A 12,355-nucleotide genomic window follows, 5' to 3' on the forward strand; every position below is an offset into this window, starting at 1 on the left:
CCCGAAGGCGGAGAGTTCCGGGCCGGCCCCGTTGTGCGCGCGGCCCGTTGTGCGGGCGGCCCGTTGTGCGCGCGGCCCGTTGTGCGGGCGGCCGCGCCGTGCGGGCGGCGGGCTCCCCCGCCCGTACGGACGCCCCGTACCCGTACCCGTACCTGCGCCTGTACGCGCGTCCGCACCCACCTCAATCGCGAAGGGCCTCCCGGCCGAAGCCGGGAGGCCCTTGAGTGCGTACGAGGTGCTACTTGCCGCCGACGGGCTCCAGTTCGGGAGTCTCGGCCAGGGGCTCGGCGTCGTCCTCACGCAGGAACAGCTTGCTCGGCCACCACATCCACCGGCCCACGTCCAGGGTCAGCGCCGTGACCAGGACCGAGCGGACGATCATGGTGTCCAGCAGGACGCCGAACGCCACCGCGAAGCCCAGCTCGGCCGCGAACACCAGCGGCAGCGCGGCCATCGCCGCGAAGGTGCCGGCCAGCACCAGACCCGCCGAGGTGATCACACCACCGGTGGTGGACAGGCCCAGCAGCGCGCCGCGCCGGGTGCCGTGCTCCACCGACACCTCGCGCACCCGGGTGACCAGGAAGATGTTGTAGTCGATGCCCAGCGCGACCAGGAAGACGAACGTCAGCAGCGGGAAGGAGGCTTCCGCACCCGCGAAACCGAAGACGTGGTTGAACACCAGGCTGCTGACACCGATGGCCGCACCGAAGGACAGCACGACCGTGGCCATGAGCAGCACGGGCGCGATGACCGACCGCAGCAGCAGCATGAGGATCAGCAGGACCACGACCAGCACGATCGGGATGATCACCTTGGAGTCGCGGGCGGCGGCCGTCTGCGTGTCGAGCATGACCGCCGAGCTGCCGCCGACCTGGGCGTCGGCGCCCTCGATCGCGTGGACCGCGGTCCTGGCCTTCTTGACGGTGCTCATCGCGTTCGTGCTGCTGGGGTCGCCCTTGAGCTCCGCGAGCATGACGGCCTCGCCGTCCTTGCCCGTCGGGGGCGAGACGTTCGCGATCCCGGGGACGGCGAGCAGCGCGGTCCGCACCTGCTCCGCCGAGGCGGCCTTGCTCACGATGAAGAGGGGGTCACCGGAGCCGTTCGGGAAGCTCTCCGACCGGATCTGCTCGCCGACGGCCATCTGCGGGGTGTTGGTGAACTGGTCCTTGTTGGCGAGCCCGTCGGCCTTGAGGCCGAGGACACCCAGCGCCATGACGGCGAGCGCGAGCGCGGTGCCGATCCACACGAGCCGCGGGCGGCCGGAGACGGCGGTGCCGACCCGGGCCCAGATGCCGTTCTCGGCGGTGACGGGCGCTCCGTACTTGGGCTTCACCGGCCAGAAGATCCAGCGGCCGCACGCCACGAGGAGGGCCGGCATCAGGGTGATCATGGCGAGCAGGCCGACGAGGACGCCGACGGCACAGGCCGGGCCGAGTCCCTGGGTGGAGTTGAGGGTGGCCAGCATCAGCAGCATCAGGCTGACCGCGACGGTCGCGGCGCTGGCGATGATCGCGGGGCTGGAGCGGTACAGGGCCTCCGCCATCGCCTCGTGCCGGTCCTCGTGCCGCAACAGCTCTTCCCGGTAGCGGGAGATGAGCAGGAGCGCGTAGTCGGTGGCGGCACCGAACACGAGAACGGTCAGAATGAAGCTGGTCTGCGCATTGACGACGAGGCCGGCGTTCTTGGCCAGTACGTAGATCACCGCCTCCGAGGTGACCAGGGCGACGCCCACGGTCAGCAGCGGCAGCAGCGGCAGCAGCGGGCTCCGGTACGTCAGCAGCAGGATCGCGACCACCACGAGCGCGGTGATCGTCGTCAGGGTCCCTCCCCCGCTGAACGCCTTGATCGAGTCGGAGGCGTAGCCGGACGGGCCGGTGACGTAGAAGCCGAGGCCGTCGGCGTTCTTCTTGCCGACCTCGGTCATCTCGTCGACGACGACGCCGATCGCCGCCCAGCCCGTGTTGTCCTTCTTGATCTGGACCACGGTCTGGATGGCCTTGCCGTCATCGGACTTCACCGGGCCCTGGGCCGGCCCGACGATGTTCTCGATGCCCTTGAAGGCCTCGACGTCGGCCTGCGCCTTGGCCAGGTCGGCATCGGTGACGCCCCCGGGACGGCCGTAGATCACGACCGCGGGCAGGGTGTCGGTGGGCATGAACTTCCCGGCCCGCTCCACGACGGCGGTCGACTCCGCGTTGCTGGGCAGCCAGGCCGAATTGTTGTTCTCTTCGACGTCACCGAGCTTTCCGGCCAGCATGAGGGCCGGAACGAGCAGGGCCGCCCAGAGTGCGATGACGACCCATTTACCCAGCCTTCCACTGGGCAGGGCCGCTATCTTGCGCATCATGTCAATTCCTCGGTCTTCCGTCGAAGGGTAAAGAGCGCGATGGTGCTGCTGAGTCGTTAACGGTCAAGAGGCTAGGGCACGTTGACCTCGCACGAAGGGAGGAGGAGGTCCAAGACCTCCTCCTCCGTCTGGTGCGTTCAGCGCCTGCGGTGACGCTGAGTGGGCGATGGGCTCAACGCGCGGCGCGAGGGGTCCGGCCCGAGCCTCAGTTCGCTCCCTGGAGCACGGCCGCCGTGTCCCGGATCCGGGCGCGGACGTGACCGAAGGCGAGGAGCACGGGAGCGTCGGTCAGGATGGGGAAGCTGTACGGGAACGGGCGCGGGCCGACCATGTCGGGCGGGCCGCTGTAGCCGCCGTCCGCGTTCTGGTGCGCGAGCAGCCAGGACAGCGCGCGCCCGATGGGCCGGTGATCGGTGCCGTAGCACAGCGTGATCAGTCCGTAGGCGGTGCTGATGTCGTCACTGGGGTCGCCGGGCTGCATCCCCCAGCCGCCGTCCTCGTTCTGCGTCTCGCGCACCGTGCGCTCGATCCGCTCCACCATCCGGGCCACGGCGTGGTCCTGCGGGCTCGCGGTGCAGGCGGCGAGGCGCGCCCGGAAGATCGTGTGCAGCCGGCTGCGGCTCCAGCCTGGCTCGAAACCGCCGTCCTCGAGCTGGCTTTCGACGAGGAAGGCCAGGGCGCGTTCCCGCGCCGGCAGGGTGTCGGGGTGCGGCGCGAGCCCGCAGATGGCCGCGGCCGTCATGCACGGTTCGGAGGAGGCCCCGGCGACGTAGGTCGGGAACCCGCCGTCGGCGCCCTGGACCGCGAGCAGCCCTTCCACCCCGCGCCGCACGGAGTCCCCGTAGGCGATCGGGTCGATGGCCTGGAGGAACTCCAGGGCGCACGAGGTGTCGTCCACGTCGTTCTGCGCCACGATCTCCGACATCGACCAACCGTCGGTGAGCGTCGCACCGCGGGAGAGCGACGCGGGCGCTGCTCCGCCCTGGTGATCGACGAGCATCCCCGCCATCCGGCGCAGCAGCTCCGTCGGGGCACCCGCCGCGGCGAGGGCCGTTCCGGCGGTCGAGGTGCACCAGTTGTGCATCTCCAGGACGAACGGGAAACCGCCGTCGGCGCGCTGGTGGCCCAGCAGGGTCTGCAGGCCGCTGCGCACGGTCTCCTCGTTGCCGGGGAATCCGGCGAGCCCGTGCAGCACCAGCAGGTGCATCAGGGCGTAGCCCTCCCACACCGTCGTCGCGGGGTCCGTGGCGGCCAGGGTCTCCAGCGCGGCGGCGGTGACCTTGTTCTCCACCCCCGCGGCGGCGGCGAGGATCAGGGTCACGGAGGCCTGCTGCACGGCGGCCCAGGAGTGCAGGGGGTCGGAGGGCACCTCGTCGGCGACCGCGGCCAGGACCTCGGGCGGCAGCGGGCAGCCGAGCACCGACAGCACGGCGCACACCATCATGCGGCGGCGGGCGGAGATGAACCCCGGCGCGTCGCCGAGCACGCCCTCGGTCAGTTTGGCGACGAGCTCGGTGTCACCGGCGGACGTCCGGCCGGTGGCCCGTGCGACGGCGAGCGTCGCGAGGACCCGCTCGAGCTTGTCCGCGGTGTCCTGGTGCGCCCGCAGGAAGCCCAGCAGGCGGTCCCGGGCCGGCGAGTCCGTACCGGTGCGCGTCATCAGCGACAGCGCGAGCGCCGATTCCAGCACCCGGCTCTGGCACTCCTCGCGCAGCGCGCCGTCGGCATCGACCCTGCCGGCTACGTGCGCGATCAGCCGGTCCGTGGCCTGCGCCACGTGATCGGGGTCGACTTCGGCGGGCCACGGCATCGGGGCCGCGTACGCCAGATCCGCTATGTACACGGAATGCTCCTATCTGAACGGCTGGGGAGCGGGATCGGGTTCGGGAACGGCACCGGAGGCCGGGGCAGGGCCGCACGGGTCCGGCCGGCCGTGCACCCCAGGACACGGCCGGCCGGACCCCTGATCAGCGGATCAGCGGACGCTCTGCGCGAACTGGAAGAACTTGTACGGGTCGTACTTGGCCTTGACCGTGCGCAGCCGCTGGTAGTTCTCGGCGTAGTACGACCGCTCCCAGTCGGGCAGCCGCGCGTCGATGAAGTTCTGGTACGTCTCGCCGTTCGAGTAGGGGTCGATGGCGGCGAAGCCCGCGTCGACCCACCGGTTCGCCGAGGCCTTGGCCTCGTCGGCGACGGGCGCGACGGCGTTCGCGGTCAGGAAGCTGACCGAGAAGAGGGTGTCGCGGTGCACGTACGCGGTGGCGGTGCGCGCCACCTTGTTGGCCTCTCCGCCCAGGGCGGAGATCTGCAGCTGGCGCATCTGGCCGGGCATCCGGTCGCTCTCGAAGACCTCCAGGGCCTTCGCCCAGCCCTCGCGCGGCATCGTCTGCTTGAACAGGCGGCTGCGCCAGGCGCCGAACGCGGCGCGCGGGACCTTGCCGCCCGGGCTGGTGTCGTCGCGGTGGCACTCGTCCACGGTGAGCTCGGCGCAGCGGTAGAGCTGCATCATGACGTTCTTGTACGGCGCGGTGAACTTCTGCTTGTACACCGGGGGCACACCGACGATCGAGAGGAGGCGGGCGATCTCCTCGTCGAAGGCGGGGCCGGTGTCCACGGAGCCGAGGAAGATCGACGCCGTCGGGACGGTGCCGGGGGCGGCGTCCGTGAGCGTCACGTTCATGCCGCTGCCGATCGTGTGCGGCGCGTCGACCAGCCAGCGCGCCCAGCCGTCGAGCATCTCCAGCGCCTGGGCGTAGGGCCAGACGATATTGATGGCCGACACGTTGGTGAGGGGCGAGGGGGTGACGTCGTAGGAGGTCACGATGCCGAAGTTGCCGCCGCCACCGCCGCGCAGGGCCCAGAACAGGTCCCGGTGCTGGTCCGCCGAGGCGGTCACGATGCGGCCGTCGGCGAGGACCACCTTGGCGGCGGTCACCTTGTCCGAGGCCATGCCGATGTGGCGGGTGAACAGGCCCATGCCGCCACCCTGGAAGAACCCGCCCGCCGCGACGGTCGGGCAGTAGCCGCCGGATATGCCCAGCCCGGCCGGCGCGAGGGTGTTCGCGATGTCGACGAGCTGCGCACCGGTGCCGATCCGCGCGGTGCCGTTGCCGGCGCCGAGGGTGACCTCGTTGAGCCCGGACACGTCGACGACGAGGCCCTGGGTCGTCGAGTAGCCGGCGGCGCTGTGGCCGCCGCTGCGCGCGGCGACCTCGATGCCGTTGTGCTGGGCGAAGGTCAGACACTTCGCCACGTCGGAGGGGGTCTTGCAGTAGGCGACGGCGCGCGGGTTCACGGCGTCGAACTGGACCTGGTAGAGCTGCTTGGCGCGCTGGTAGTCCGCGTCGGACGGCAGGACCAGGTGTCCGCTGAGGCGCTCGTCCAGCCGGCCCCACCGGATGCCGGACCGGGTGCGGGCGTCCACGGAAGCGGAGGCGGACGCGGGGAAGACGGTGGCTGCGCCGGTCGCGGCGAGGGCGGCTCCGCCGGCGCCGACGAGGAACTTTCTGCGATTGATCATGTGCTGCACTGCCTCTTTTGCCCAGGAATTCTTGCGTGCCGGATGGATGAGTGCCGAGGCACTCAGTGGAGGGCGCTGCCCGCGCCCTCCCTGTGTGCGGAGCCTTGCTACGAAGCCTTGCTACGAAGCCCTGCTGCCGAGCGGTACTGCCGGGTCGTGCTGCCGGGCCGTGCTGCCGATCCCTGTCACGGGGCCGGTTGCGGGCCCTGTTACGGGGCCTTCTGCTCCAGGACCTGCGAGAGCGCGGCGGCCAGTGCCCCGGCCGGGTTCTCCTCACCGCCCGCGCTGCGCCAGGCGATGTGGTTGTCGGGCCGGACCAGGACGGCGCCGTCGGCGGCGGTCTGGCGGACCGCTTCCCACGCACCGTCGACGTCGGCGTACTCCGCGCCTTCACCGATGGCCGCCGCGACGACCGGGACCGAGAACTTCTCCGACGCCTGCGCGGCCGCGTCGGACCACGCCGTGCCCTCGGGGCCGGTGATCAGGACGAAGCCGGTGGCGACACCGGTCAGGTCGTGCGTGGACAGGCGGCGCCCGTCCTGCTCGATCCAGGCGTGCGGCAGTCGGTGTCCCGGGCGGGTGGTGGGCTCGTACACGTCGCCCAGAGCCGCCCGGACCGGAGGCCGGCTGCCGTCGGGGACGACCGCGCCCGTCTCGTAGGCGAAGCCGATCTCCACGTCGTGGGCCTGGCACTCGCCGCGGTGGGTCGCGAAGATCTCCGCGGCCCGCTGACGCTGGGCGGCGCCGACCGGGGTCGGGGCGAAGTAGCCGAAGAACACCGGGGTACGGCGCTCCGCCGGGATGTGCTGGCCGAGGCCGATGGCCCCGTCGATGACGACCTGGTGGTGGGAGGCCGCGGACATGGCCCAGCCCAGGTTGAACTGGCCGACCGGCTTGCGCTCCGCCTCGTAGGTGTCGAGGAGGCTGTCGGGAGCCTTGCCGGAGACGACCGCCGCCAGCTTCCAGGCGAGGTTGTGCGCGTCCTGGATGCCGGTGTTCAGGCCGAGGCCGACGGCCGGCGGCTGGCGGTGCGCGGCGTCACCGGCGAGGAAGACCCGTCCGTAGCGGTAGTGCTCGGCGAGCACCGCCTCCACGGTCCAGCTCGTCACGTCGTGCAGGGTCACCTCCAGCTCGGGCAGACCGAGGACCTCGCGGATCCGGGCGGTCACCGCCTGCGGGTCGGTGCGGTCGATGCCGGCGAGGTGGAGGTGCAGACCCCACTCCTCGCAGTTCTTCCCCCAGGTCGGACCCATCTCGATGAGGGCGCTGGAGAGGTCCTGGCGGTAGGGGTTGAGGAACCAGGTGATGAGCGAGCCCTCGTTCCACACCTCCGACAGGTCGGCGGAGAAGTAGACCGTCGTGGCGTCGAACAGGGACGGCAGGCCCTGCATGTTCACGCCGAGGGCCGCGCCGACCGTGCGGCCGCCGTCCGCCGCGATGGCGTACTGGGCCACGACCGTGGTGGTCGCGCCGGTCTCGACGTCGCGGATCTCGGCGGTGACGCGGTCGCCCTCCTCGGAGATCGAGGTCAGCTCGTGGCCGAACAGGACGCGGCCGGGATTGCGGCGCTCGGCGTGCTCGCGCAGGATCGGCTCCAGCCGCACCTGGGGCAGCTTCGCCGACAGGACCGGTCCGGCCGCCGCGTACGTCTCGCTGAGCTCGCCGCCGCCGAAGCCGTCCATCTCGTGGATCAGCCGGGCGTCCAGCGGGCCCGCCCCGGTCAGCGTGGTCTGGTAGCGGACCTTGCCGAACTTCTCCAGGGGAGCGCTCTGTTCGAGCACCTCCGCGTCCAGACCGTGCTGGCGGAAGACCTCCATCGTGCGCTGGTTGATGTAGTGCGCCTTCGGCAGCCGCGAGGTGTCCGCGCGGCGCTCCACCAGCACGTGGCCGACCCCGTGGTCGGACAGGAAGGCGGAGGCCGACAGACCGGTCCCGCCCCCGCCCACGATCAGGACCGGAACTTCGATGGTTCCCATGTTCGTCTTCGTCCTTCCAGAAAATGACAGCCCGAATGAGCAATGCGCAGATGAGGGAGGGTCGTCAGACCGGGTTTTCCAGCGCCCCGTCTTCCAATTGCATGATGTCGAGCACTCCGGGCTGCCACCGGTAATAGGACTGGAGCTTGTAGTACTCGCCGTCGGGCTGGGAGGCCACGGCATACACGAACTTGGTGGCGGGATCCGCTGCCAGCACGTGCTTCACGAACCGCTCGACCTTCGGGTCGAGCTGGACGGAGAGCGAGGTCGGGTCCCCGGTCGCGACGGCGAAGCAGATCCGCTCGACCTTCGGGGAATCCCAGTTCAGGGTCACGTAGACGCCGAAGGCCTGCTGCCCGAGTTCGAGCATCTGCTCGCTCGGCTCCGCCTGGTCCACCTCGCGGAGCATCGACCGTACGGAATCCGGTCCGAAGCCGCCCGTGGGGGGCTCGCCGAAGTACACGTTGACGGTCTTGCTCCGGTAGTCGATCCCGAGCAGGCCGACCGTTTCGCCCATGCCGTACCGGTCGAAGAACTCGATGCTCTTGCCGAGGCTGGGCGGCATCGACGGAATTCCGGCGAGCTTCGAAATCGCCTGCAGGTCGTTCCGGGGAAAGACCAGCCAGATCTTCTTGAAACCGCGGACGACGCCGAAGTCGATTCCGTAGCTGTCGACCGGGCAGTTGTCCCGGATGTCCGAGAGCAGTGCGCCGACGGGGTGGTCCGTCCGCGGGGTCAGGCCGTGTTCGACGGCGAGCGCGTACGGGTCCACGTCCAGCGGGGTCGTGAACCGGCAGTCGAGCTCACCCTCGTGCTTCTGGCCGGTCCCGAGCCGGAACGCGACCACGGCCTGCGCGAGGGCGTCGCCGTACATGTCCAGGATGGGCAGGACCTTGTCCCGCGCGCACTCCACGTCCAGCAGGCCGGCCGATTCCTCGATGGCCGCGTAGAGAACGTGCACCGGGCTTTCTTCGGTGCCCCCGGTCGCCTCACTCATGGCTGTCATCATCTTGACGCTTCATGTGGGCAAGACTCGGACACCGATCTTGCCCTCTACTGTTCCGCGACTTGGCGCGGAATTGGCGGCGATCGCGCAGGCCGGGGCGGGGGCGCCCGCGGGCACGCCAAGCTCCCGGCGGACCGGGGGCTCGCGTTCGAGACCCGTCCGCCGGGAGCGTGGTGCGCGGGCCGCAGCCCTCAGCCCGCGGGGCGGCTCAGCCCTGCCGCAGGAGCTTCTCCTCCAGGCGGCGGGACAGTTCCACCCGGCGCGTCTTCATCGTGGCCGTACGGGGCAGTTCGGCCAGCGGGATCTGGATCGGCTCGGCCAGCTGGGGATAGGCGGCGACGGCCGTGCGCCAGCGGTCCAGGTCGAGCGGCTTGTCGTCGTGGGTGCAGACGATCGGGACGCCCTTGGAGTCCGGGCCCAGCACGACGACGAGCTCGACCAGTTCCTCGAGCTTGTCCAGCACGAGGTCCTCGATCTCCAGACTGCTGCCCACCCCGGGGATCATGTCGATCTCCCGGTCGAGCATGTGCAGACAGCCGAACTTGCTGCGGTAGCCGACGTCCCCGGTGCGCCACCAGCCGTCGTGCACGTTGGCGTCGTAGCGCTCCTGCTCGCCGTGGTACGTCTTGGCGATGCCGTCCCAACGGGCGTCGATGAGACCGGGGTTCTCCGCGGAGGGCCGCTTGCCGTTCTGGCTCACCAGCCGCACCCGCGCGCTGCCCGGCAGCGGGTAGCCGACGCAGCGCCCGTCCATCCGGTGCGCGGACCAGCGGTAGTACGGCCGGCCCACGGCCGGGCCGACCTCGCTCTGCCCGTAGATCTGGAAGAACTGCGCCCTGCGCGCGGACGCCCCGAGGAGCCGGCGGACCGTCCTCGGGTGGATCGCGTCGAAGGTGCTGCTGAAGTACTTCACCGAGGCGAAGGGCCTGCGCGGATCATCGGCCAGGTTCTCCCACGCCAGGAAGGAGTTGGGGAGCGCCTCGATCAGTCCGGGCCGGTGCTTCAGGAAGAACTCGGCGACGTCCGCGGGGGCGCCGCGGTTCACCAGCAGCACCGGCATGCCCTTGGAGAGGCACAGGGCCATCGCCGCGAACATCCGCGAGTGGCCGAAGGCGATGTGGATCGCCACCGTCTCGCGCCCGCGCATCAGCGCCAGCAGGACCAGCTGCGGCCGGAGCCGGGCGCGCATCGTCCGCGGGGTGTGCACGACCAGCTTGGGGATCCCGGTGGTACCGGAGGTGTGCGTGATCATCGCCGGCTCGTCCAGGCCCTGGAGCACGGGCCGTACCGGCGGGGAGCCGGCGAGCTCGGCGAGCGAGGTCACTCCGGGGGTGGAGTCGCCCACGCTGATGACGCCCCGGGTGAGCTCGGCGAGCGGCAGCTCGGCCAGCGCCTCGAGCTTGGCGCCGTCGGTGAGCAGGTGCGGCTTGTCGAGCCGCTCCATGAGGGCCGCCATGGTCGGGGCGTCCAGGGTGTGCGACAGCATCACCGGGACCGCGCCCGTACGCGCCACCGCGGTGGCCAGCAGCCAGACGTCGAAGTTCGCCGCCTTGTGGACCACGACGTGGTGGCCGGCCTTCACCCCGGCGGCCGAAATCCGGCCCGCGAGGTCCTCCACGTGCCCGGCGAGATCGGTCACCGTCAGGCGCCGGCCCACCTCGGGCAGTACATCGAGATCGTGATCGAGGGTCAGCGGCGTCGAGCCGTTCCGGGCCGCCGCCCTCTCCGGCACGGAGCCGAGATAGAGCCCCTGCTTGTGTATCGAATTCCGCCTCATGAGACCTCCGTCCAGACCCGCGTCGCTCCCGGCGTTCTCTGGACAACGGCGGTCTGTATAACGACACTTCGGAGCTCCAGCCTCCTCCAGGGGACTTGGGCGGAACTGACCCGCGAGTTGGCCGCCACTTGGCCACTGCGGCGCGCCGCGAGGACGGCCGGGGTGGACGACAGGGTCGGGGCCTCGCCGATGCCCCGTACCCCGTACGGGGAGTGCGGGTCGCCCAGTTCGGCCGGCGATCACCGAGCACGTCCTGCGCCGGGTGCACCGCCAGGACGTCGGCGGCACTGGCCGCCCGCTACCTCGCCGCCCGCCGCACGCGCGAGAGCGCCCCCCGCCACGTGACGGTCGGCGCCCGCCCCTACTCCCTCGTACCGGTCCCCGCTCCCTCGCCCTGATGCACAGCAGCGTCCCCGCCGAGGAGATCCCCATCCGGCTGCGCAGCACCGCGCAGGCCGTGCTCAGCGGGGTCGGCCCCGGCTGACCGCGGATCACCGGCGCAACGCCACCGGGTTCCCCGGGGGTTACCCAGGACCGCACTGCCCTACCGGATGCGCCCGCCGGCGTCCTCCGCGGCACCCTCCGGCTGCACGGGCTACGGGTTGCCGGTCACAGGCGCTTCGCGCTCCGCAGGGTCGTCGCGTAGTAGCCGTTGCCGTCGAGGCGGGAGGTGCCGCCCTTGTCGCCGATGGTCGGGCCGTTGGCCTCTTCGCGGCTGGAGATGAAGATCTGGTGGCCGTCGGTGTCGGTGCCGAGGTAGATGCCCGTGTGGTCCAGGCGTTCCCCGGTGCGCCCGTCCAGCTTGAAGAACAGCAGGTCGCCCGGCTGCAGGACGTCGATGGAGGTGGGCCGGGCATCCGCGCCGATCCCCTTGAGCGGGATGACGTCCACGCCCGCCTTGGAGCGGGCCATGCCGTTGGCGGTGCGCGGCAGGCCGTCGCCGGTGGTGTCCGAGGCCATCAGCGGGAAGCGGGCCCGGTAGCCGAAGACGGTCCGGATGAAGCCGGAGCAGTCCATCGAGCGGGCCCGCACGGCTTCGGGTTTCGCCGTGGTCCCGCTGCGGAAGGTGTACGGGATGCCCAGGTAGTCGTAGAAGTCCGACTCCTCCAGGCGGTAGTCGTGGCCGACCGAGCCGTTGGGGTTGATCGGGCCGAAGTTCGCGTCACCGGCGTACGCGACGCCCTCCGCGTCCTTCTTGACCGGGGCCTGGTCTCCGTACTGGAAGGCCATGGCGAAGATGTCGTCCTCCTCGCTGCCCAGGTACTTCTTGAACCACTCCTGGAACCACTGCTCCTTCTCGGCGCCGCGCCGCCAGGTCTCCGGCATCAGCCGCACCCAGTTCTCGGTGACCACCCGGGTCTTGGTGGTGGCCGGCTCGGTGAAGGTGCGGCTGGGGCCGGTGAGTGTGGCGGTGCGGGCGCCGTCGGTGAAGGTCGCGAGGATCCCGCCCTTGCCGTCGCGCAGCACGGAACGTTCCGGGTTCTTCAGCCGCTCCCACTTCTGGGTGCCCTCGTCGCTCCCCTTGGCTGCGACGGGGGCGTCGACGAGCGACTGGATGGCGGGCGCCTTGGCCTGCTCCTCCTTGCGCAGCTCGATGGTGAAGTAGACGCTGCCGGCCAGCAGGGCGATCACGGTGGCCGCGTGCAGGACGGGACGTGTGCGGCGCTTGGACGTGGCGGTCATCGGTTGCTCCGGGCGAGGTCGGTCGGGCGGGCGTAAGGGCGGGCGG

The 12,355-nt window shown here is 71.0% G+C and carries 8 protein-coding genes; 1 reads left to right on the plus strand and 7 read right to left on the minus strand.

The features are described 5' to 3' along the window. Window positions 1-238 precede the first annotated feature (238 nt). The 6 genes from ABZY57_RS24040 to ABZY57_RS24065 all read right to left on the minus strand — a co-directional run bounded on the left by ABZY57_RS24040 (window position 239) and on the right by ABZY57_RS24065 (window position 10,626). Window positions 239-2,347, minus strand: a complete 2,109-nt coding sequence (locus ABZY57_RS24040; protein ID WP_356515124.1) for an MMPL family transporter — start codon at window positions 2,345-2,347, stop codon at window positions 239-241. A gap of 205 nt (window positions 2,348-2,552) precedes the next feature. Further along, window positions 2,553-4,190 carry a prenyltransferase/squalene oxidase repeat-containing protein gene (locus tag ABZY57_RS24045; RefSeq protein ID WP_356515126.1) on the minus strand — a complete coding sequence of 546 codons (1,638 nt, stop codon included), beginning with the start codon at window positions 4,188-4,190 and terminating at the stop codon, window positions 2,553-2,555. Window positions 4,191-4,322: 132 nt separating this feature from the next. Then, window positions 4,323-5,867 carry an FAD-binding oxidoreductase gene (locus tag ABZY57_RS24050; RefSeq protein WP_356515128.1) on the minus strand — a complete coding sequence of 515 codons (1,545 nt, stop codon included), beginning with the start codon at window positions 5,865-5,867 and terminating at the stop codon, window positions 4,323-4,325. Between the two features lie 209 nt (window positions 5,868-6,076). Continuing rightward, window positions 6,077-7,843 carry an FAD-dependent monooxygenase gene (locus ABZY57_RS24055; RefSeq protein WP_356515130.1) on the minus strand — a complete coding sequence of 589 codons (1,767 nt, stop codon included), beginning with the start codon at window positions 7,841-7,843 and terminating at the stop codon, window positions 6,077-6,079. Window positions 7,844-7,907: 64 nt separating this feature from the next. Beyond that, the gene (locus tag ABZY57_RS24060) at window positions 7,908-8,840 is read right to left on the minus strand and encodes an aromatic prenyltransferase (protein ID WP_356515132.1); all 933 of its coding nucleotides are present in this window, start codon (window positions 8,838-8,840) and stop codon (window positions 7,908-7,910) included. A gap of 217 nt (window positions 8,841-9,057) precedes the next feature. Further along, a complete protein-coding gene (locus ABZY57_RS24065; RefSeq protein WP_356515134.1) occupies window positions 9,058-10,626 on the minus strand; it encodes a class I adenylate-forming enzyme family protein in 1,569 nt (522 codons plus the stop codon). Between the two features lie 128 nt (window positions 10,627-10,754). Here ABZY57_RS24065 and ABZY57_RS24070 point away from each other — a divergent pair, with 128 nt between their 5' ends. Then, the gene (locus ABZY57_RS24070) at window positions 10,755-11,024 is read left to right on the plus strand and encodes a hypothetical protein (protein ID WP_356515136.1); all 270 of its coding nucleotides are present in this window, start codon (window positions 10,755-10,757) and stop codon (window positions 11,022-11,024) included. Window positions 11,025-11,235: 211 nt separating this feature from the next. Here ABZY57_RS24070 and ABZY57_RS24075 read toward each other — a convergent pair whose 3' ends face one another. Continuing rightward, the gene (locus ABZY57_RS24075; protein WP_356515138.1) at window positions 11,236-12,309 is read right to left on the minus strand and encodes an NlpC/P60 family protein; all 1,074 of its coding nucleotides are present in this window, start codon (window positions 12,307-12,309) and stop codon (window positions 11,236-11,238) included. Window positions 12,310-12,355: the final 46 nt, after the last annotated feature.

The organism is Streptomyces sp. NPDC006450, from assembly GCF_040612195.1.
Lineage (GTDB): Bacteria > Actinomycetota > Actinomycetes > Streptomycetales > Streptomycetaceae > Streptomyces.

Bases quoted from the DNA above. Each gene is read 5' to 3' on its own strand.
- ABZY57_RS24040 (WP_356515124.1), bottom strand. From the start codon at position 2,347: ATGATGCGCAAGATAGCGGCCCTGCCCAGTGGAAGGCTGGGTAAATGG.
- ABZY57_RS24050 (WP_356515128.1), bottom strand. From the start codon at position 5,867: ATGATCAATCGCAGAAAGTTCCTCGTCGGCGCCGGCGGAGCCGCCCTC.
- ABZY57_RS24055 (WP_356515130.1), bottom strand. From the start codon at position 7,843: ATGGGAACCATCGAAGTTCCGGTCCTGATCGTGGGCGGGGGCGGGACC.
- ABZY57_RS24060 (WP_356515132.1), bottom strand. From the start codon at position 8,840: ATGAGTGAGGCGACCGGGGGCACCGAAGAAAGCCCGGTGCACGTTCTC.
- ABZY57_RS24065 (WP_356515134.1), bottom strand. From the start codon at position 10,626: ATGAGGCGGAATTCGATACACAAGCAGGGGCTCTATCTCGGCTCCGTG.
- ABZY57_RS24075 (WP_356515138.1), bottom strand. From the start codon at position 12,309: ATGACCGCCACGTCCAAGCGCCGCACACGTCCCGTCCTGCACGCGGCC.